The sequence below is a fragment of the Marinomonas epiphytica genome, assembly GCF_054780655.1.
Genome location: NZ_BAAGVX010000038.1, coordinates 290,403 through 312,152 on the forward strand (window position 1 = coordinate 290,403; position 21,750 = coordinate 312,152).

At 42.3% G+C, this 21,750-nt stretch carries 20 protein-coding genes; 6 read left to right on the forward strand and 14 right to left on the reverse strand.

Translation table 11 applies throughout. The annotated features are described in order from the left end of the window. Positions 1-1,089, reverse strand: a complete 1,089-nt coding sequence (locus ACYVGZ_RS13785) for an ABC transporter ATP-binding protein (RefSeq protein ID WP_460756731.1) — start codon at positions 1,087-1,089, stop codon at positions 1-3. A gap of 269 nt (positions 1,090-1,358) precedes the next feature. On the opposite strand from ACYVGZ_RS13785, the gene ACYVGZ_RS13790 reads away from it, so the two are divergent. Then, on the forward strand, positions 1,359-3,383 hold the full coding sequence (locus tag ACYVGZ_RS13790; protein ID WP_460756734.1) for a sigma-54-dependent Fis family transcriptional regulator: 2,025 nt from the start codon (positions 1,359-1,361) through the stop codon (positions 3,381-3,383). A gap of 32 nt (positions 3,384-3,415) precedes the next feature. On the opposite strand, the gene ACYVGZ_RS13795 is transcribed toward ACYVGZ_RS13790, so the two are convergent. After that, the gene (locus tag ACYVGZ_RS13795) at positions 3,416-4,294 is read right to left on the reverse strand and encodes an AraC family transcriptional regulator (RefSeq protein WP_460756736.1); all 879 of its coding nucleotides are present in this window, start codon (positions 4,292-4,294) and stop codon (positions 3,416-3,418) included. Between the two features lie 196 nt (positions 4,295-4,490). Between ACYVGZ_RS13795 and ACYVGZ_RS13800 the strand changes: the two genes are divergently transcribed. From ACYVGZ_RS13800 to ACYVGZ_RS13810, 3 genes are all read left to right on the forward strand, one after another. Continuing rightward, positions 4,491-6,218: a solute:sodium symporter family transporter gene (locus ACYVGZ_RS13800; RefSeq protein ID WP_460756739.1), complete on the forward strand. Its 1,728-nt coding sequence runs from the start codon at positions 4,491-4,493 to the stop codon at positions 6,216-6,218. 48 nt (positions 6,219-6,266) lie between these two features. Continuing rightward, a complete protein-coding gene (locus ACYVGZ_RS13805) occupies positions 6,267-7,859 on the forward strand; it encodes a sulfatase-like hydrolase/transferase (protein ID WP_460756741.1) in 1,593 nt (530 codons plus the stop codon). Positions 7,860-8,023: 164 nt separating this feature from the next. Then, positions 8,024-9,490 carry an EAL domain-containing protein gene (locus ACYVGZ_RS13810; RefSeq protein ID WP_460756744.1) on the forward strand — a complete coding sequence of 489 codons (1,467 nt, stop codon included), beginning with the start codon at positions 8,024-8,026 and terminating at the stop codon, positions 9,488-9,490. Between the two features lie 11 nt (positions 9,491-9,501). Here the strand turns inward: ACYVGZ_RS13810 and ACYVGZ_RS13815 are convergent, their stop codons facing one another. The 3 genes from ACYVGZ_RS13815 to ACYVGZ_RS13825 are packed head-to-tail and all read right to left on the reverse strand — an operon-like array spanning position 9,502 to position 11,044. Next, positions 9,502-10,116, reverse strand: a complete 615-nt coding sequence (locus ACYVGZ_RS13815) for a glutathione S-transferase family protein (protein WP_460756747.1) — start codon at positions 10,114-10,116, stop codon at positions 9,502-9,504. After that, positions 10,113-10,397 (reverse strand): putative quinol monooxygenase, encoded by a 285-nt coding sequence (locus tag ACYVGZ_RS13820; RefSeq protein WP_460756750.1) that lies wholly within the window; start codon positions 10,395-10,397, stop codon positions 10,113-10,115. The genes ACYVGZ_RS13815 and ACYVGZ_RS13820 overlap by 4 nt, the downstream gene beginning before the upstream one ends. 11 nt (positions 10,398-10,408) lie before the next feature. Further along, positions 10,409-11,044: a helix-turn-helix transcriptional regulator gene (locus tag ACYVGZ_RS13825; protein ID WP_460756752.1), complete on the reverse strand. Its 636-nt coding sequence runs from the start codon at positions 11,042-11,044 to the stop codon at positions 10,409-10,411. A gap of 296 nt (positions 11,045-11,340) precedes the next feature. Between ACYVGZ_RS13825 and ACYVGZ_RS13830 the strand changes: the two genes are divergently transcribed. After that, complete coding sequence (locus ACYVGZ_RS13830) at positions 11,341-11,688, forward strand: cupin domain-containing protein (protein ID WP_460756755.1); 348 nt, start codon at positions 11,341-11,343, stop codon at positions 11,686-11,688. A gap of 86 nt (positions 11,689-11,774) precedes the next feature. Beyond that, positions 11,775-12,413, forward strand: a complete 639-nt coding sequence (locus ACYVGZ_RS13835; RefSeq protein WP_460756757.1) for an RpiB/LacA/LacB family sugar-phosphate isomerase — start codon at positions 11,775-11,777, stop codon at positions 12,411-12,413. 51 nt (positions 12,414-12,464) lie between these two features. Here the strand turns inward: ACYVGZ_RS13835 and ACYVGZ_RS13840 are convergent, their stop codons facing one another. The 9 genes from ACYVGZ_RS13840 to ACYVGZ_RS13880 all read right to left on the reverse strand — a co-directional run bounded on the left by ACYVGZ_RS13840 (position 12,465) and on the right by ACYVGZ_RS13880 (position 21,574). Beyond that, on the reverse strand, positions 12,465-13,130 hold the full coding sequence (locus ACYVGZ_RS13840; RefSeq protein ID WP_460756760.1) for a DsbA family oxidoreductase: 666 nt from the start codon (positions 13,128-13,130) through the stop codon (positions 12,465-12,467). 361 nt (positions 13,131-13,491) lie between these two features. Continuing rightward, positions 13,492-13,836 carry a YidH family protein gene (locus ACYVGZ_RS13845; RefSeq protein ID WP_460756762.1) on the reverse strand — a complete coding sequence of 115 codons (345 nt, stop codon included), beginning with the start codon at positions 13,834-13,836 and terminating at the stop codon, positions 13,492-13,494. 15 nt (positions 13,837-13,851) lie between these two features. Beyond that, on the reverse strand, positions 13,852-15,129 hold the full coding sequence (locus ACYVGZ_RS13850; protein WP_460756765.1) for a TRAP transporter large permease: 1,278 nt from the start codon (positions 15,127-15,129) through the stop codon (positions 13,852-13,854). Continuing rightward, positions 15,122-15,631, reverse strand: a complete 510-nt coding sequence (locus ACYVGZ_RS13855) for a TRAP transporter small permease (protein ID WP_460756768.1) — start codon at positions 15,629-15,631, stop codon at positions 15,122-15,124. The genes ACYVGZ_RS13850 and ACYVGZ_RS13855 overlap by 8 nt, the downstream gene beginning before the upstream one ends. A gap of 55 nt (positions 15,632-15,686) precedes the next feature. Next, on the reverse strand, positions 15,687-16,715 hold the full coding sequence (locus tag ACYVGZ_RS13860) for a TRAP transporter substrate-binding protein (protein ID WP_460756770.1): 1,029 nt from the start codon (positions 16,713-16,715) through the stop codon (positions 15,687-15,689). A 51-nt stretch (positions 16,716-16,766) separates the two neighbouring features. Then, positions 16,767-18,305 (reverse strand): sulfatase family protein, encoded by a 1,539-nt coding sequence (locus tag ACYVGZ_RS13865; protein ID WP_460756773.1) that lies wholly within the window; start codon positions 18,303-18,305, stop codon positions 16,767-16,769. Next, positions 18,302-19,066, reverse strand: a complete 765-nt coding sequence (locus ACYVGZ_RS13870) for a helix-turn-helix domain-containing protein (RefSeq protein ID WP_460756776.1) — start codon at positions 19,064-19,066, stop codon at positions 18,302-18,304. The genes ACYVGZ_RS13865 and ACYVGZ_RS13870 overlap by 4 nt, the downstream gene beginning before the upstream one ends. A 213-nt stretch (positions 19,067-19,279) precedes the next feature. After that, positions 19,280-20,044 (reverse strand): SDR family NAD(P)-dependent oxidoreductase, encoded by a 765-nt coding sequence (locus ACYVGZ_RS13875; RefSeq protein ID WP_460756778.1) that lies wholly within the window; start codon positions 20,042-20,044, stop codon positions 19,280-19,282. Positions 20,045-20,113: 69 nt separating this feature from the next. After that, positions 20,114-21,574, reverse strand: a complete 1,461-nt coding sequence (locus tag ACYVGZ_RS13880; protein WP_460756781.1) for an NAD-dependent succinate-semialdehyde dehydrogenase — start codon at positions 21,572-21,574, stop codon at positions 20,114-20,116. Positions 21,575-21,750 lie beyond the last annotated feature (176 nt).

Sequence of the window (21,750 nt, forward strand, 5' to 3'; positions counted from 1 at the left end):
TTATTGCTCCCTCATGCGTGCTGGTGAGTGAACCATCTTGCCCTGCTGATCAAAGGCATACAGTTTATGTGTAGGAAAATAGACCTTAATTTCCTGATCCACTTGATAAGCGTGAACACCAGAAAGGTGAAGCACTAGATCAAAATGAGGGTTGTGTACGTGTAAAAAGGTCTCTGAGCCACTAATTTCAGCAAGGTCGACTCTAACTGATAGCTCTAGGTCATCATCAGAATGCGGGACTAAACCAATATGAGAGGCTCGCACGCCGAACTGGTACTCGCCTGGCGCTAGACTGCGTAAATCATTGTTTAAGCGAAAATGAACGGTATCGTCAAAAGTGACTTCTTCTTCGTTGACTCGTCCAGGCACGACATTGATTGGCGGCTCAGAAAACATTTCGGCGGTGATGATGTCTTTGGGTTGGTGGTAGACCTCTGCGGTTGGCCCCATCTGCAGTAGCTTGCCTTCGTGTAATACTGCTGTATTCCCGCCTAGAGCAAGCGCTTCATTGGGTTCAGTGGTCGCGTAAATTGCAATGCAATTACGTGCTTTGAAAAGGGCTCTTAGTTCTTGGCGCAGCTCTTCTCTGAGTTTGTAATCTAGGTTAACTAAGGGCTCGTCAAACAAAATTATTTGTGAATCCTTAACAAGGGCGCGAGCCATGGCAGTACGTTGTTGTTGTCCACCAGAGAGCTGTAGGGGGAGGCGATCTAGGAAAGGCTCAATACGCAACATTTGTGCGGTTTCTCTTACCCGGCGATCAATCTCACTCTCCTCCATCTTTGCAAGGCGCAAAGGGGAGGCAATATTTTCATAAACGGTTAAATTTGGGTAATTAATGAACTGTTGATAAACCATAGAGATATTGCGTTCACGTACAGCAACACTTGTTACATCCACTCCGTTCATGAGTATTTTGCCAGAGGTTGGTCGATCTAAGCCGGCCATGAGTCGCATCAAGGTGGTCTTGCCTGACAGGGTTCTGCCCAGCAATACGTTGAACGAACCTGGTTCAAGAGACAGGTTTATCTCATCAATCCAAGTTTCGCCATCCACAACGCGCGACACGTTCTGCAGCGTTAAAGACATGTTGATTACCTATTTTTGTTATTGTTGTTGTGTGCCAGAGTGTGAACACACTGTGATCTAAGTTAGGTAATACAAAGGTCATGCCAAAAAAAATTTAAAAAAATTTAAAATTTTAATTAATTGAAAAATATAGTTTTTATTTATTTTGTATGATTTTTTAGAGTATTTGTTAAGTGAATTTAAGACTGTTCACCAGTGTTCAAAGTGTTTACAGTGGGTAGATTGACTGAACAGTAAAAGTGTTGCCATGAGGCAGTATAAAGAGAGGAATGGGTCGTCTTATATCACCACCTCTTATACTAATGGGCTTTCTAAAACTGGCTGATAAAATGCAAGAAAATAACGATAAAAATACGCTAAAAGAAGATAAAAAGCCTTTATTTGAGAAAGGCAAAAGCCATAAGGATTTGATCCAGGCCTCTTGGTATCGGTGTGAGCAATTTGGACTTGAGCACGGAAGTCGACCTGACTTTTCCACGCTTCCCAAAGGGGTACTTAAAGACTTAAAAGATCAGCATCAAAGTCTGTTAGAGACAACAGAGAATGAAGTGCTGCCATACTATGAAAACATTTTAAGTAACTCTTCGTGCATGATAGTGCTTGCTGACCGCCAAGGACATGTTCTTAATACTTGGGGGCAACCGCGTTTTGGTAGTGCTGCTGAACATGGCCTGATTGGAGGCAACCAATGGACCGAAATGGGAGCGGGTACTAATGCTATCGGCACAGCGCTAATGACAGGAGAGGCCATACAAGTAGGGCGAGATGAGCACTTCTTACGTGCGAATCGCTTTATGGTGGGATCGGCTTCACCGATTTACAACACACAAAACGACCTAGTCGGTGTATTGGATATTTCTTCTGATGCCTATCTACCCCAAGATCACACCTTTGGCATGGTCAAATTGATGTCATTGAGTGTAGAAAATAGGCTGATTTTTTCGGCTTTCCAGCAAGAGCATTTTATTCTTAGTTTTAATACTAATGTCGGTAGTTTAGATAGTCACTGGTCAGGGATTCTCGTTCTAGATGAGAACGGTGTCATAGTGTCTGCCAACCGAAGGGCTGAGGTGGTATTGGCCAAAGACCTTGCCTTACTAAATATTGAACAAGTGTTTGATGTGCAAATGCGAGAGATAAGGCATCATCCAGCGAGTATGCCGATGAAATTAGTAGCACTGGGGCGCTATCAATTTTATGTGAAAGTCATTCCTCCGTCACAGCAAATTATGCGAGTACCAGACTTTCGACAGCGAGCAGGCTATCGTTCCCCCAAAGATCTTCGTCAGCCTAATGAGGTGCCTGCAGCCTTGAAACAACCCGTTGCAGGGGAGCTTTTACAAGCGATCAAGCCCAATGCGGTGCCAGACAATGTCATTCCATTACAAGAACTACAACATGGTGATGAGAAGGTACAAAGGCTCGTCATGCAGGCTCATAAAATGATGGAGAAAGATATTCCTATCCTGATACACGGAGAAACAGGGGCAGGTAAAGAAATCTTTGTGCGCAGTCTCCATTACCATAGCTCTAGAGCTACTGAAATGCTGGTGGCGGTAAACTGCGCAGCCATCCCTTCAGAGCTTGTTGAATCCGAATTGTTTGGTTATGAAAAAGGGGCTTTTACTGGAGCGCAGAGCAAAGGCTCCATAGGCTTAATTCGGCGAGCACACAAAGGTACTCTATTTTTGGATGAGATTGGCGAAATGCCGCTAGCGGTCCAGTCAAGGCTGCTTCGGGTTTTGCAAGAAAGGGTCGTTACACCGCTTGGTTCGACAGAAGTCTACCCTGTTGATATCAAACTAATTTCTGCAACCAATAGAAAACTTAAAGATGAAGTGTCAGAAGGGCGCTTTCGACAAGACCTTTATTATCGAATCTCGGGTTTGAACATAGAATTACCACCATTACGTAAACGAGCAGACAAAGCGGCTTTAGTGCGATATCTACATAGTTTACTGCGACAAGAAGAGCCTGGGCCGGACTTAACAAATGAGTTAGTGGCTTTATTAGTACAGCACCCTTGGCCTGGCAATATTCGACAGCTAGCACATGTTTTGAAAGTCGGGCTGGCTATGGCAGATGGTGATGAAATGGAAGACTGGCATTTACCAGCAGACTTTTTTGATGATCTAGAAAAGGTAACGGAAACGGAAGAGCCAACAAACTTGCAACAAGAGCCGCTAGAGGTGCTGATCCCAAGGCTACTTCAAGAATACAGCGGTAACGTTTCTAAGACGGCTAAGCAGGCCGGTGTAAGCAGAAATACGGTATACAAATATTCTAAAAAGTAGTTTTAGGGTACAGTTTTAGGGGTAGCACTAGGTTATTTGTCACCCCCTTCATTTCGGACCAATTGCAATGCCAATGGAGTGACTGCTTTAACTTGTGATGGAGAATAACCAAACTTTCTTTTGAAAGCATTACTGAAATGAAAATTATCAGTATAGCCGAGCGCATCAGCAATTTGCGTAATGGATTTATTCCCCCTTTTTAACATACCTAAGGCGATGTCTAACTTCAGTTTTTGATAGTAATCTTTGGGAGATAACCCTGTGTATTTCAAGAAAAGCTTACGCAAGTGTTGCTCGCTACAACCACAAAAATCAGCCATGGCTCTTACTTGCCAATTAACTGAAAGTTGGTGGTGCATTTCTTCTATTACACGGTGAACGCGCCTTTGGGAGTTCGATTGGTTTTCAGTGTTTGCTAGGAGGAGCCATTCAAAAAACATCTTATTAAATAAAGCTGCGGCGTATTGTTGGTGGGGGAATTCCTCTTGTCGCAAGCAAGCTATAAATTCATCGAACTGAAAGGCAAAATGGCGATGGTTTTCGATGGGAATTACCTGATTTAAAGGAGGACGATTGGCAGGATGGTTATTAATTTCAATCCAATAAAGTTTCCATAAGTAGCCATCACACCAATAGCCTTTGATGTCTTTTGGATTGAGAAATACTAAGCAGTTTCCTCTAACAGAAACCTGTGAGGCATCCTTAAGTCTGATCGTACCCTTACCTTTCTCGGCGTACACTATAACCAGAGTATTTTCTCTTAACGCCAGAACCCTGTCTTCAGGCCATTTATTAGAATAACTTTCATCGCCATTTACGTCCCAGAAAGAACGAATGCTGACATTATTAAAATAAATATTGTTTTTAATAATAATGGGTTGGTTTTTAATAGTTTCGCTTTTTACATTCATTGGTTCGTAACATACATAGTCTGTTATAAATTATTCACTTATATTTCAAACATAGTTGGACAAAAATAGCCAGCTTAAGTGCTTTCTCATTAAGAATCCCCTTGGAAAATAATAAGCGTGATTCGGCTGTTTTCGTCTTCTCAGCCTCTATAGTGAGAATAGAATAAAAATAATTAAGCTATATGGAGCGTTCAGAATGATAACAATAAGCTCATTCATAATATTCACTTTGCTCGTCGCCTGGGTATCTTTTAAGGCAACGAAAGAAGAAAACCTAAATCAAACGACAGGATATTTCTTGGCGGGTAGAAGTCTGCCTTGGTTTGTGATTGCCGGTTCACTGTTTTTAACAAATATATCGGCAGAGCAATTAACAGGTCTAAACGGCAATGCGTTTGCAAATGGCGCGAGTGTCATGGCGTGGGAAACGGTAGCCGCAGTGACCATGATTATTCTTGCAGTAGTTTTCTTACCAAGATTCTTAAAAGGAGGCGTTGCCACGGTGCCTCAATTCCTAGAGTTACGCTTTGGCAAACGCATGAGATTAGTTGCTTCGTTTATTTTTAGCTATGCCATTATTATTGGCTTTCTACCGTTTGTTTTGTATGCAGGCGCTATTACGTTAGGAAAGCTTTTCAATATTGCTCAGTTGCTGAATGTGAGTGACAGTGTAGCGACTTGGATTATGGTCATCAGCCTTGGTCTAATCGGTGGTGTCTATGCCGTATTTGGCGGGCTTAAAGCCGTGGCTATTTCAGATACTGTAAATGGTGTGGGTCTACTTATAGGTGGGTTTTTGGTGCCTTTGTTGGCCTTGTATCAGCTTGGTGATAGTAGCATTGCTGAAGGCTTTAACATTCTAATTAGCGAATCCCCAGAACGTATGGCTGCCGCGGGCGTGCAAGCTGATTCAGCCATTCCTTGGCACACTTTAGTGTCAGGTATTTTGCTAATCAACCTATTCTATTGGTGTACCAATCAGGCGATAGTGCAGCGCTCTCTAGGCGCGAAAAATCTCGCTGAAGGCCAAAAGGGGGTGCTTGCTGCTGCCGCTATGAAAGTATTTGGTGTTGCCATGTTGGTGCTACCTGGCATTATTGCTTGGCACTTACATCAAAGAGGTATGATTTCAGTACCATTGAATGAAAATAGTATCGCGATCAAAGATATGGCGTACCCAACACTCGTTAGAGAAGTCATGCCCTCTTGGCTGACAGGCTTTTTTGGGGCTGTATTGTTTGGCGCGGTTATGAGCTCCTTTAATAGTGGTGTAAACAGCTTAGCTACTCTGGTTAGCCTTGATATTTATAAGGAAGTCATCAACCCCAAAGCTGATGAAAAAATGGTGGTAAAAACAGGTAAAATTTTTGCATCAGTAACCATTATAACCTGCATTTGTATTGCTCCTTGGATTGCTCAAGCAGATGGACTGTATACCTTCATGAGAACCATTATGGCGGTGATAAATGTTCCCATTTTAACGGTTATTCTGGTGGGCATTGTGTCTAAGCGAACCCCTGCACTAGCTGCGTTTGTCGCGCTGCCTATTGGCATGGGAAGCTTTTTTATCGCCAACTTTGTTTTGAAGAATGACTTTGGGCTGTTCCAGTTGCATTGGTTGCATACGGTAGGATTAAACTTCCTATGGATGGTCTCCATTATGATGGTGATACGTTACTTTAAGCCCTTACCTCAACCTTATTCTCAAACATCTACACAAGAAGTTGATGTCCAGCCTTGGCAACATGCAAGTGCAGCAAGCTGGATAATCATTGCTCTTCTTGCTGTGTTGTATAGCGTATTTTCTGAAATTGGCATTTTAGGGGACCAAGGCAGCATAGGAAAAGTGGCAGGGGTGTTAGCAATTGTCGCTATGGTTTGTTTTGCTTTACATAAAATTATTAAGTTTAAAGTGTCTCGTTAGCCGTCAAGAAAGGGGGAGAATTCCCCCTGCATATCTAGGAAGAAAATCATGATGTCTCAAAAATTTTTAAATGCAAAATCACGAGAGGGAGCCTATTACGTAGACACCCAGACAAAAAAGCCAAATATGCTTTTTATTACTGTCGATATGATCTCGCCAGATTGTTACATGGAGTCTCGACCACTTTCAAACGTGATTAATACACCAAATATTGATTTGATAGCACAAGGTGGTTGCAAGTTTAACCGTACCTACACGACAAGCCCCTTGTGTGGGCCTGCGCGAGCGGCATTATTTACCGGTATGCACCCTCCGTATTTGACCAACGGAGAGCGCGCGCCGTCAGGCTCTCAAGTCGACTTACATGTGAACGATATTATCTTTCAAGACTACCTAAAGTCAGAAGGTTATGTAATGAAACATACGGGTAAGTGCCATGTGGGAGTCGACAAGTTCATTCGTACTTTTGGGGAGAACCTACATGCTTGGGACCGCTGGGGGCCTCCTGTCGCGGACGACGATCGCTATTTAGAATATATTGATCAGATGGGAGTAATGCTACCTAAGTATCGACGAGAGCTTACAGGGCTGCGAGTTGATAAAGTGACAAAAGCAAACTCTTTTGGTGGGTGGATAGAGCAAGAGGATGGTAGCGATTTTCCAAAGGACGCTCATTATTCCACTTTCTTATCAGACTTAACGGTTCGTCAGATAAAAGCAGCGAGACGGCAGGAGCCTGATCGTCCATTCTTTGCTCAGATAGACTACTTCGATCCTCATCAGCCCTATTCTATTCCTAGCGGTTTTGAAGAACGTTATGAGGAAATCAAAAAAGCGGTGCGGCTGCCAGCTAGCTACCTTGATTTTAAAACGACGGACATGACGGATAACCCAATTTACCATCTTTACCGCAAATATTGGGGAATGTACGACGATGATACGGTAATTGACTACATAGCTGGGCATCTATTACAAGTTGAGGTGATTGACTATGGAATAGGAAAAATTATTTCCTACTTAAAAACCGAAGGTTTATGGGATGACTGCGTAGTAGTCTTTACTGCAGATCATGGTGATATGAATGGTCGTTTAGGTATGGCCGATAAAGGTGTTTATTTTCAACCAGATATCTTTGCGGTACCACTTTACTTGAAAACACCAGGATCTCTTGAAATGGTTAATTCTACTTGTGTTGTTTGCTCTTCTCTTGACATTGCACCAACGCTTTTACAGTTTGCCGGCATACAAAAACCAGACTTCATGGAAGGAGCTGATTTATTAAAGATCGCAAATGGAGTTAAGAGACTTGAATTTGAACCTGTCTTTCAAACAGGAATGCATGTTGGGATGAACTTGGGAGCAGGTATTCGCCTTGAGTTGCTAGAGCGAGAATGGTTTTATGGCTACAACGCCGCAACGGGCTACCAGGAGTTATATGATGTGGATGCGGATGTGCAGGAAAACCAATTCTATGAACCAATAGGTAAACGACTACGCTCCGAGATCGTTAATAAGATGGCTAAAGTATTAAAATCTGACCCTCGTTGGCGAGGTTACTGGGCTTCATATCAACTGCATAATATGGAATATTTAGAAGCAGACTTGGCTTTAGATATGCAAATGTTAAAACCAGCCGGATGAGTGTTCAACGGATTTGAGTTTTGCTCAGTTAGTGGCTACTACAGAGAGTTGGTCTGTGGTAGCCACTTTTTAGCCTCCTATAAGCCGTTCAAATCTATAAGTTCACAAGCTTCATTTAAAAACATATAATGAATCCTATACTGTGTTCGAGTGGATGAAGCAGCATGTTTAAGAAGGAAAAAATATTTTTTACGTTTTTTTTAAACCTTTTGCTGGTGCTCGCCTTTTCGCTTGTCCTTGTACATGTAGAACGTTTTTTACAAGAAGAAAAGCAGCAGTTTCACTTCGAAAAATTACAGAAAGATTCTTTTGAAAAAACAGAGGAATACTTTCAGTCCATTGCTAACTTGATTGAAAAGGTTTCACAAGAATACAGTCGAGTTTGTGAAGACGAGTTTGTTTACCTGATGCGCCGAGAGCTTTTTAAAGTTGCTGGTGGTGTTGAGCTAGGGGTAGTTGACCGCCGTGACGATCATGCAATAGTAGCTTGTGACTCGTGGGGTAATCGAATCGAGCAAAAAGTCGATATAGTCCCTTTTTATGAAGAACTTAAGCTCGCTGGTCCTTTTGATATCAAGTCTCTTTCTGAGCCAATATACATTATTAAAAAGATCTTCTCTCATCAAGAGTATAATGTGGTGGTAAAAAAGAGTGCCGTCGATCATTTCTTTTCGGAGAATTCAGGTTTGGCATTGGACATAAAAGATCCTTTGGAGAACTCAGGAAGCGATCTGTATGAGAATTCTAATGTGATTCAAAATGTGGCCTATTTATCCAGGCCTTTAGTGCCTTCTAAAGAGTATAGTTTCTATTTCTATCCCCTGATTCTACTCTTCTTTGTTATTAGTGTGTTTTTAATCACCCCCAGAGTAGTTCTATCTATTCAAGCTTTCTTCTTAAAAAGGAGGATTAAGGACAACTATTTTTATAATGTCTATCAACCTATTGTGGACACGAAAGATAATAAGATTTTCTCAATAGAAATCTTTTTGCGCAGCAAAAGCTCCCAAGGAGCCGGTGAGCTGGCTAAGATGATTAAAGATTATAACCTCTATATCGAGCATACAATTTTTCAAATTCAAGAGATGGCTCGCAGCTTCTCGGAAGAGTTTTTAAGAACGCACTCTTTTCAAGTCAATGTGTCGAGTAAACACATTGAAAGTGACCAGTTTATTACCGGGGTCTCAAAGCTCCCTGAAACCATTCGTTTAGGTCTTATTCTTGAGATTACAGAAGATGAAAATCTCATGAGAAATCGTACAAAAATTAAAAAGAATATGGACTATTTAAGAGCGTTAGGCTGTCGATTTGCCGTGGACGATTTTGGTATGGAGTATTCTGGGTTATCTTATATTTCTGAGTATGATTTTGAGATCATCAAAACAGATAAGCTGTTTGTTGAGTCTAACTTTAAAAATAATGCCATCATGAGATCCATTCAAACCCTGTCAGAGGAATTAGAAATAGACTGTATTGCGGAAGGAGTCGAAATCGAAGCGGATTGCCAGCGTCTACAAGACATGGGGATCTATTTACACCAAGGTTGGCATCACAATAAACCTATGTCGGCTCAAGCTGTATTAGACTATGAACTAATGCTCAGTTCCGATTCCTCCGAGAGGCCAAGCTGAAGAACCGTATCCTAATGGGCTTGAGTAATAGGTTGAAACCAGCTTTGTTGCTCAATTGTCTGAATCCAGCGTTGGATATAAGGGTAGTTAGCCAGATCAAAGGCCCCCCCTTCTTCAGCCACGTGAGTGTAAGCGAACAAACAAATATCCGCTAAGCTTAGCTCTTCTCCCACTAAGTAGGTGCTTTTTACTAAAGTGTCATCCATTAACTTAAGGGCGGCATTACCCAGCTCTATACGCTCCGGTAATATTTGCTCTTTAAGTGGGGTCATCGCATCGTGGGTTAACCAAAAGCGAACTGCTGCAATATTTGGCTCATGGCTATATTGTTCCCAAAATAACCATTTATAAACTTCTGCCCTCAACAAAGGGGCGCTTGGCATGAGCGTCGAATTAAAACGCTCTGATAAATAGAGCAAAATAGCATTACTTTCACTTAGACAATGACCGTTTTCGAGCTCCAAAACTGGAATTTTCCCGTTTGGGCTTAATGCGAGAAAATCCTCTGTACGAGTTTCTCCCTGAGTTATGTCATATTCTTTTAGCTGGTAGTTTATGCCGAGTTGGGCGCACAGTAAGCGAATTTTATAGCCATTGCCTGAGGGCAAATAATCGTGCAGAATCATGTTTTTACCTTTTTGATTTGATAGTGGCGTTCAGCGTTTTTACTGACTTCTCCCCAGCTTGATGCTTTAACGCGGGCTTGATGGTGTTCAAAAGCCTGTTCGTCTACAAAAGTCTCATACACGTCAAAGTAGCATGGCTCTGAATGCCTTTGGGTTACCTCGAATGTCAAGCAACCAGGTTCAAGTTTGGTTTGTTTGATATGGCTAGGAAGGGCGGCTAAAATGTCCCGCAAAGCCTTTTCTGGTACTTTTATATAGCCTTCTAAAACAACTTTCTCCATAGGAATAATTTCTATTCAGTCACTAAAGATTTTAATAATAAGGTATCTGCTGGTAATAAGCCTACTCGTAAATCAAAAGGTTTGAATACTTTGTTAATCACTTCTGAAGTGTAGTTTCCTTTGTTGTTTTCAATCTCAGACAAGGTTTTACGAGAAACGCCTACCTGATTTGCAAAGGTTTCCTGTCGTAATCCTAAAATTTTCACCCTTAGCTCTCTTAGGGCCAGTCCTTGAGATATTTCACCTAATAATAGCCTTTTCGTAATGTTTTCAATGGCCGCTGACTGTTGATGAGGTAGAGGTACCTGAAGGTTTTTTGACACTCTATTACGGCTTATGTCATTACTCGAATTAGATACTTGAGGCTGAGAATCTAGATTAACCTTGGTTGGCTCATTTGGAACTGCTAACTTAGCTTCGGGTGCTGAAGGAGGAGGTGTTTTAGTCGCAGAAGGCTTAATGACAGGCGACTTTTTAACGTTACCTTTTAATTCTGTATTCCTAGGTAAGTCTTTGGATTTTTTTATTTGATTGACAGTTTTTTTCTTGTTGCCCGATTTTTTCTTAGCACTTTCTTTTTTTAATTTTTTTTTCTTTTTTGGTTTTTTTTCTGGCTCTAATGAGTCCAGCGTGTCCTTCATTTTCATAACCTTATACACCCTGTCACTTAGATGGTTCTACGAATATTGCATACTAATTGAGTAAATACAATTATTCACACTAGGTTGGGAACTATGAGTGCCCTGTAATAAGAGTGTGTCTTTTAGTAATCATACTGATGGCTAGCTGCATAACCTTAATATATTGCCTTCAGGTGACAGTTATATGACGTTGGTTCTGTGTGTAATGAGGTGTTTTGAAATGACAAAAGATTGAAACTAAGTGGTAATTGCGGCAATATGAGAACTCAATCATCATACAAATAAAGAGCAAGAGAGTCAGTATGTTTGTTTACAATCAAGATGTCCAGTTAGAAGACCTAGGTGCAGGGGTTTCTCGTAAGATCATGGCGTACAGTGAAAATGTCATGAGTGTTGAGGTGTACTTTGAAGAAGGCGCAATTGGCGCTATGCACAACCATCCTCATGAGCAGATCACTTATGTATTATCTGGTGAGTTTGAGTTCACTATTGGTGACGAAACGAAAATCGTAAAAGCTGGTGATGCACTATACAAGGTGCCAAATGTAATGCATGGCTGTGTGTGTTTGAAAAAAGGTGTACTACTTGATACGTTTGCACCAATGCGTGAAGACTTCGTTGACGCTAAACCTGACGGCAATGGCTACTAAGGCCTTTGGTTAAGTAACAACGATTGCTCGAATCCAATAAAAACAATGCAAAAGGCCGAAGGCATTCGGCCGACAAGGAGCGAAGAATGAAAATAGCACTTATGATGGAGAACAGCCAAGCCAGCAAGAACGCGGTTATCCTCCAACAATTGACGGAAGTCACCAAGCCGCTTGATCACCAAGTCTATAACGTAGGCATGTCTGATGAAAACGACCATCATTTAACCTATATCCACCTAGGCATAATGGCGAGTCTACTGATTAACTCCAAAGCAGTGGACTTTATTGTTGCAGGTTGCGGTACAGGTCAGGGTGCTATGATGTCATTAAATGCCCATCCAGGTGTGGTTTGTGGGTATTGTTTAGAGCCTTCAGATGCTTTCTTATTTAATCAAATAAACAACGGTAATGCGTTGGCATTGGCTTTTGCTAAAGGGTTTGGTTGGGCGGCAGAGCTAAATGCACGCTATATGTTTGAAAAAGCATTTACTGGCCCACGTGGTGAAGGTTATCCAGTAGAGCGTAAGGCGCCTCAAGTAGAGAATGCCAGTCTACTAAACGATATCAAAGCCGCTACCATGAAGAGTGACTACTTAGACACGCTAAAGGAAATAGATCAAAGTTTAGTGCGTACCGCAGTGACAGGAAAACGCTTCCAAGAATGTTTCTTCGAGTACTGTCAAGACGATGCGATCGCAACCTATGTAAAGTCATTGTTAGATTAGCAAAAACTACGAACACGGCTTGTTCTCAAAGCCGTGTTCGCTCTAGGTTACTTAGGCGCTAGCGCCCGTTTGTTCTTCCTGCAAAATTTGCTCTAATGCTAAACGAAACTGCTCAGCGGGCTGGCCGCCTGAAATTGCATACTTGTTGTTAATAATCACAGTAGGTACCGAGCTGATGCCGTTTTGTTGCCAAAAAGCTTCTTGGCGTCGCACTTCTTCTGCATAATGTCCTTGCTCAAGCACACCTAGAGCAACGGACCTTTCTAAGCCCACATCGGCGGCAATGTTGGCTAGAATCGAATGATCACTAACATCTTGGTTGTGAGTAAAGTGTGCTTCAAACAGGGCGTTCTTAAGCTCTGCCTGCTTACCTTCCAACTCAGCCCAGTGCAGTAAGCGATGGGCATCGAAAGAGTTACGCATTCGGCTGTCGTCAGCAAAGTTGAAATCGAAGTTAACTTCTTTGCCGCGCGCTTGAATCATCTGGCGATTTTCGTTCGACTGTTCAGGTGTAATGCCGTATTTTTCAACAATGTGCTCTGCGAAGTTTTGCCCTTCTGCTGGCATTTGTGGGTTCAATTCAAAAGGCTGGAAAGTCATCTCGCTGCTAACCTTATCATCCAGATTAGCGAGAGCGATCTCAAGGTTGCGCAGCCCAACCACGCACCAAGGGCACATGATATCGGATACGAATTTGATCTCTATTGCTGCTTTCATAACATTCTCTCATTAGTTTGTCGTTACAGCATTGTTTAGGGCGTAAGGGGAAAATAAAAGCCCATATCTGTAAAAGCTTTTGAGGTTGCGCATGATTTGCACAATTAAAACGCTGTCTATAGAACAAGAGAAGAGATTTTTACAAAGAGAAAAAAGGCGATTAGATAAAGTATCGAAAGGCAAAAACACAGCTTACTTTTGGCAAGGTAAGTGAAAGCCACACCCATTACAAAGGGCATGCAAAGTAGTAAAGAGGATAATGTGATGCTATCCCTCAATATAAACAACAGACTCAGTAGGCATAAGGACAGTGTCCTAATCCAAGATAGCTGAGTCCGTTCAAACTGTGTTTCAGGAGGTGTCACCATAATTTATAAAGCACAAACGCAATCACAGTTCCAATCGCAATCAATGTAAGCAAGAGGCTGGCAATGCCATAATGCAGTGGGGCGTTATTTCGCATCTGCTTTTCATTTTGTTTCCACCTTATGTATCCGCTCACAATGCACAGGGTGCTAATGGCCAACAAGCAATAAGGGAACCCCCACAGCAAGGACTCTGTTTCCATATAGATTAGCAATTGGTCTATGGATATTGCGCTAATAAAGAACCCCAGGCCGGTTCTCATCCATGCCAGAAAGGTTCTTTCGTTCGCCAGAGTGAACCTATAATCAGGGTTCACTCCTTCTTCATACCATTTGGCCAAGTAGAGCTCCTTACATTACAAAAAGCTTTCTGAGAAGGCTGGGATAAATGCGATCAGCAGAGCCGCGACTAACATACCTGCGAGTGTCGGTAGCGCACCGATGAAGACCCGTTGAACTGAAGTCTTACTGATTTGGTTAGCAATGAATAAGTTCCCTCCTAAGGGGGGGGTTACGAACCCAAGGCCTAAGCATACAATCAGAATGATGCCGAAATGATATTGGCTAATACCATACTGGCTTAACATGGGGTAAAGCAAAGGCGTGAGCACAATGATGGATGCTAGAGTGTCCATAAAACACCCGACAAACAGCAAAAAAAGAATGATCATAAGAATGGAAATTACCTTACCGTCTAATACCCCCGACATAGAGCTGGTGATCAGTTCAGGAATTTGCTGAGAGGATAAGAGCTTCCCGAGCACCACCGCAAAAGGAATGAGGAACATGGCTACGACAGACATAATGGCGGATTGAGAAAACACCGAAAATACGTTGTTCAGCTTTATTTCCTTATGAACAAATGCTCCGATAATAAAAGCATATAGAGACGCTACGGCTGCAGATTCAGTTGGAGTGAAGGCTCCAGAGTATATTCCTCCTAAAATAATTACGGGGGTAAGTATTGCCCATTTTGCATTAGCAATAGCTCGAATTCTGCTAGACCATGAACCTGCCTGGCGCTTACCTCCCCAGTTATTCTTTTTAGAGACGAAATAAGCTGGAATGGCGATTCCCAGAGCTAATAATAAACCTGGAATTAAGCCGCTTAGGAACATAGAAGAAACTGATGTTCCCGGTTGAGCTAAGGCGTAAATTATCATTGGGTTAGAAGGCGGAACGAGTATCGCAATTACCCCAGAGCAAGCCGTTAGGCCTGCTGCAAATCCCTTGTCATAACCTTGTTTGATCATTGCAGGAATAGTAATTGTACCAATGGCTGCAACGGTAGCAGGAGCTGAGCCGGAAAGTCCTCCAAAAAGTAACGAAGCAAAAATAGTTACAATTGCTAACCCCCCTGGTAGATGGCCAACGAATTCATCGGCCAGATCTAGAATCCGTTGGGCTACTCCCCCAGTCGCCATCAGGGTGCCCGCCAGAATGAACATTGGAATGGCTAACAAGGGGAAGCTGTCGAGTGACTGGTATGCATCTAATGCTAATTCGATGGTGTCAAATCCCATGTAGAAAAATGCCACAAAAAGAGTTGATCCTAACGCAATAGCAACGGGGACTTGGAATAGAATAAACAAGAAAAATGAGCAAACAATGAGTGAAATCTCTAAATTAGACATTGTTAGGTCCTTGAGCCGTTACTGTTGTATTGGTTTTAAGTAATTTATAAATACGTTGTACTAGTCTGATAATGGTTAATGCAAAAATGGCGGGAAGAGCTCCAAGTAGTAACCAATATGGTAATCCTAACCCTTCCGTAACGGAGCCAAGCATGTGGTGAAACTCAGCTGCTCTATAAGAGGCATTGATAAATAACAAGCAGAAAACAATAAAGATAGCGTGAGAAATGAGCTCTATAACGGTGCGCTTTTTTTTCCACTTAGGAGAGGTAGGGATAAGATCGATAATTACGTGTTTGTTCAGCTTAACTGCCCATGGAACACCAAGGAAAACTAGCATAATCATGAGTGTACGAGCAATTTCATCAGTAAATGCCGAGGGAGAGTTTAAAAAGTAACGATTAAACACCTCTGCATTTAGAGATACGGCGATGTAGGTGAGCATGCCACTACATAACACCTCTTCAAAATACTGATCTATTATTTTTATAAGTTTATACATAGCATTCATCTTTAGAAAACAGGTAGGGTTATTTTTCAACCCTACCTTAATAGTTTTAGATTTTATCTAACGCAGTTTGTAGAGTTTTAAAGAAGTGCTTTTCGTCAGAATTAAAGCCTTGAGTGGCTATCTTCGCAGCGGGTGCTTGAATAATATCAGCAAATTCGTCTTGAACTTGTTGTGAGGGTTCAATGATATTCACCCCTTGCTCTTTAAATTTATCAAGAGCAGTTGTTAACTCTGACTGAAATACTTCAATATTGTCTCTCACAGCCTTGTCAGCAGCTTGTTGCACTTTGTTCTGGATACTTTTTGGTAGCTTATTCCAAGCTCTAGCGTTAACAGTCATAAACGAGCCATGAGGCTGGAAGTTAAGCAAGTTAATATTGTTGGCTACTTCATGAAGACCAAACGCCACAGCAGTGATCGGAGGAATGGCTAGTCCGTCTACTGTACCGGTTTGAAGTGCCGTATAAACTTCAGAAATGCCCAGTGTTGTTGCCCCTGAACCAAGCTCAGTAATCATACTGCGTTCTACTTCACTTGGGGTAACACGTATCTTCAAGCCTTCCATGTCTGCTGGTGAATTGATTGTTTTTTCGGTGGTCAGGAGGCCACGGAATTCAAATGGCATGACATATAATAGTCTTAGGTTCTTTTTGGCCATTAAAGACTGTAGTTCTTCAACGGTTTCACCTCCAAGAGAGCCATTTGGATAAAATAGTTTAGTGCTCGTCTCTAAGCTATTGATAATGTACGGCACATCGAAGGCTTTAAAAGCACTCACCACAGAGCCTAGGTTTGCCCCAGATGATTGAGCACCTTGTACCGTTGAACCTAACTGGGTTTTTTGCAACAGTTGAGTATCATTACCAAGAGCGCCTCCAAAACTTGCGTTTATTTCGACTTGGCCGCCTGTATACTCTTTAACAAGGCTCTGGAAGCTACTTAGAGTGCTTCCCCAAGGGGAATTTTCTGGCGTTGTTGTCGCCATAGTGAACTTATAATCGGCTGCAGATGAGAGTGCTGAGGCGCCAATTAATAAGGTGCATGAAAGTGCTTTTGTTAACATTGAGTGTTTCATTTTTTGGTCCTTTTATTTTTTTAATAGACGAAATAGTGTAACGATCGAAATTTACAGTGCTTTCATAATTGCTTTGGTGTCGTGTCTTGGTATATCTCCAATTTCCAACATTTTTTCATCGAGAAGGAGTGTTAATTCTTTCACTACTTCTTTATAGCTTGGGTCGTGATAACAGTTAAAAAGCTCTAGAGGATCTTCTTCACAGTCAAATAACTCCCATTCTTTTTCTTCTCCGCCTGGCTGGGTTCCTGGCATGTCTAACCCTTCGTTATACCAATAAATTAGCTTGTATCTTTTGTTACGTATGCCGTAGTGAGCGTAGGCATTATGGTGCTCGTCACTGTGCATCCAGTAACGGTGGTAAGCTACTTTTTGCCAATTGTCAGGTGTCGAATTTTCCAGAAGGGGGCGTACGCTGAGGCCTTGCATGTAGTTGGGTATGGTTAAGTTTGCATAGTCCAGAAACGTTGGGGCAAAATCGACATTCGAAATAATTTCGTTATTGATCGTGTTTGCTTTAATGCCATTTGGGTATCGGATTAGGAAGGGCATCTGAAACGACTCTTCGTACATGAAGCGTTTATCAAACCAACCATGCTCGCCTAAGAAGAACCCTTGGTCAGATGTATAAATAACAATGGTATTGTCTGCTTGTCCTGTTTCATCCAGGTAGTCTAACAATCGACCAACACTTTCATCGATTGAAGCAATCGTTCGTACATAACGCTTTATATAGCGCTGGTATTTGAAGTGAGAAAGAGACTCATGGGTTTCAAAAGTAAACACCTCACCTGTGTCTTTATCGATCAGTTTAAAGTCTGTTAAGTCTTCAGGGTGGGGGATTTTTCTATCTTTTGAGCCCTCAACTGCGATTTCTCCGACCTCAGATCCACCTTCTGGCTGCACGAGTCCAAGATCAAAATACGTAATGTCACCATCGACTCTCATTTTTGCAGCAGCAGCGGCTTTAGCTCGGTTCTTATAATCATCTGAGAAAGTTTCTGGAACTTTAATGTCTTCTTGATACAAGTGGCGGTTCTTGGGGTGCGCTTCCCAAGAGCGGTGTGGGGCTTTATGGTGGCACATTAGGAAGAAAGGTTTGTCTTCATTGGTTTGCTTTAGCCATTCTATAGATTTATCTGTAATAATATCCGTGGCATAGCCAGGCACTTGAATGTCCTTACCCATCTCAATTAACTCAGGGTCGAAATAATCCCCTTGCCCTGGTAACACAGACCAAAAATCAAAACCGGAAGGCTCATGTTCTTTGCCCTCACCTAAGTGCCATTTTCCTATCATAGCGGTACGGTAACCACCGGTTTGTAAGTGCTTAGCAACATTTGGGATGTGTTTATTAATTTTACTATCCAGTGTGGTTACGCCATTTACATGATTGTATGTGCCGCAAAGAATACTGGCTCTACTTGGGGTGCAGATAGAATTGGTTACATAACAGTGGTTAAACATCATCCCTTCTTGAGCAATGCGGTCAATGTTGGGAGTCTTATTTATGCCATGCCCATAGCAACTGATTGCTTTTGATGCATGATCATCAGCCATAATAAAAAGTATGTTGGGTTGTTTTTTCATTGGATCTGCTCGCTGTTAAGAAAGGCGGTAAGTTTTTTAACCGCTTGGTTGAGTAATTTTTTATTTTTTTCTATATGCTCATCTACGTTGTGGATAGAAATGGCGGCCTCAGCAATACAAAGGAGGTGCACGAATTGACCATCTCTATCAAAAATTGCTTTAGAAAAACGACGAATCCCACGGATATTGCCTTCAATGTCATAAAGAACATCCGTTAATGGAGTGGTCTGCAGCTGCTCTTTTAGAGTGCTTTTGGATACGCTATTACGTAATTTTCCAGCTTCGAAAAAAGCGCCGGTGTCGAATTGTTTACGGACGGTTTCCCAGCCCATGGCGGCTAAGCTTAATCTGGAGGGTGCATCTAGTTCATATAGTGGTCGTCTAAAGCCCGCATGAGCTTTCAAACGGAAGGCGACATTTTTTGACTCTTTTTTTGATAGCCAATAAAGCTGGCTGTTTTCGATAAATATTGCTTCGCAAGACTGCTCACTTTTTTCGGCAATGTCCTCAAGAACCTGTTCAAGAATACTTAGATACTCCTCGCTCAAGCTCATTTTCTTTTGCAGATAGAAGTTTCGAATATACGTCTTATTCTTACAACGTCGTAAATAGCCCTCTTGTTCAAGAGTGGTCACTATACGAGAAGCTGTAGCTCTGGGAATATCGCACTTCCTAGAAATACTGGCTAATGTCTCAGCTTTATCATTCATGGCAAATAGCTCAATGACTTTTATTGTTTTTCTAACTGGTTCAGATGTCATATTAATCTCCGTGAAAAGAGCTTAGAAAAGAGAGTAGTGAAAGTGAAGTCATATATGGAGACTATAGTTCCATATATGATCATAATCTTTTAGATGACTGATTATAAAAAGAAAAAATAATAAAAAAGCCCACCGCTCTTTAGTCTAAATAAGAGCGATAGGCTTTAAGGGGTAACTAATTAGATAAGTTCGAGGTACTTTAAAGTTTAGAGTTTACACAATGCCGCCGTCGACGATAAAGTTTTGGCCTGCGCAAGCGCGGCTATCGTCAGAGGCTAAAAATAAGGTCATGGCTGCCACTTCTTCGGGTTGAATGCGGAACTTCAGCGACTGCAGATCAATAAACTGTTGGTCAATTTCAGGGGTCAACCAAAGGGCTTTCTGGCGTTCGGTTACGATCGCACCGGGCACTACAGAATTAACACGAATACCTCGTGGGCCTAGGTCGCGGGCCATGGTTTTGGTGAGTGTATGAATAGCTCCTTTGGAAGTCGTGTAGCCAACCATTTCGTGGCGACCACGCATCCAACCAATAGAACCCATGTTGATAACACTCGCGCCTTCTTGCATCCATTTAGTCGCTTCTTGAATGGCAAAGAAATGGGGTCTTAGATTGATGTTCAGACAATTGTCCCAATACTCCTGCGTCACCTCTTCCATATCATGACGATCATCTTTACCTGCATTATTCACTAGAATGTCTAGGCCATTGAGGGCTTGGGCAGCTTCAGCAATGGCTGTCTGTAAAGCATCGATGTCACGCACATCAACTTGTTTGAACCAAGGGGATGTTTGAAATTCATCTTCTAGCTTGGTGTTCAGAGTAAGTGATGTTGGCTCGTCAATATCAATGTAAGCGACTCGGGCGCCTTGTTTCATAAAGTGCCTAACTAGACACTCGCCAATACCTGAGCCACCGCCTGTGATGAAAACGGCTTTATTTTTTAAAGAAGGATATATATTACTAATTGCGGGCATGGTTAGTTCCAATAGAAGATAGAGATACACAGAGCCAGTCAATGGCTCTGTGTCGAATATGAAAGCCTGTTACTTGTCTAAGCCGGCAACACAAACGTATTTCGTATTCACATAATCGTCGATTCCATATTTAGAGCCTTCACGGCCTAGGCCCGATTCTTTGTAGCCGCCAAATGGAGCAACTTCAGTGGCAATAACACCAGCGTTCACGCCCACTAAACCAGTTTCTAGTGCTTCTGCTACACGGAAAATTCTGCCAATATCGCGTGAGTAGAAGTAAGAGGCTAGGCCATACTCTGTGTCGTTTGCCAGTTCAACGACCTCATCCTCAGTGGTGAACTTAAAGACCGGAGCGAGCGGGCCAAATGTTTCTTCTTTTGCAAATAGCATGTCTTGGCTGGCATTTGCTATCACGGTAGGCTGGTAGAAGTTATCGCCCAATTCATGCTGCTTACCCCCTGTGACTAATGTGCCGCCTTTAGCTAGAGCATCCTGAACTTGTTCAGCCACTTTTTCGACTGCAGAGCGGTTAATGAGAGGCCCTTGTTCAACACCACTTTGGGAACCATTACCCACTTTGATTTGCTCTACTTTAGCCGCAAACTTCTCGACAAACTCATCATATACGCCAGCTTGAACATAGATACGGTTCGCACATACACAAGTTTGGCCTGCGTTGCGGTATTTAGACACCATAGCGCCTTCGACTGCAGCGTCAACATCGGCGTCATCGAAAACAACAAAGGGTGCATTGCCCCCTAGCTCTAATGACACTTTTTTCATCGTATCGGCACATTCTCTCATCAGCAACTTACCAATGGGGGTAGAGCCGGTGAAGGTTAATTTACGAACAATAGGAGAGTCGGTTAGTGTTTTCGCAATGTCACGAGCGGAGCCGACCACAATATTGATTACACCAGCAGGTATACCTGCTTCTTGAGCTAACACACCCATGGCTAAAGCGCTTAACGGTGTTTCTGAGGCAGGCTTGATGACCATAGTACAACCAGACGCTAAAGCTGGGCCAACTTTACGAGTGATCATAGCAGCAGGAAAGTTCCAAGGTGTAATGGCGGCACAGACGCCGACAGGCTCTTTCATGACCATGATACGGCGGTCAGGAGCATAGCTAGGAATCATGTCGCCATAAATGCGCTTACCTTCTTCGGCAAACCACTCTAAAAAAGATGCCGCATAACCAATTTCGCCTCGTGACTCGGCAAGAGGTTTACCTTGTTCAGCGGTCATTAATTTGGCGAGATCATCTTGGTTGGCTAGAAGCAGATCATGCCAGCGGCGTAGTAGGCCTGCTCTTTCTTTAGCCGTTTTCTTTTTCCACTCTTTCTGAGCGGCTTCGGCCGCTAAAATAGCCGCTTGAGTCTCTTCTGAACCAACACTCGCAATGCTAACAATTTCGTCACCTGTAGCAGGGTTTAATACAGAAAGTTTTTTACCTGTATTGGCATTAACCCATTCACCATTTATTAAACACTTATCTTGCAAGAGCGCAGGATTTGATAATTCTAGCATGCTATACCTCAGTTCTGATTCGAATATTGTTCTTGTTTAACTGTTTGTTTTAAAAGAGTTAATTTTTAGATTGGTGCTGGTTTTTGTGGCACTATCTATGAGCTTAAAGCGGATAACTCTTGACTTGTCTTATGTCTTATATAAGATTTATAACACAAGTATCAAGAAGCCGTAAA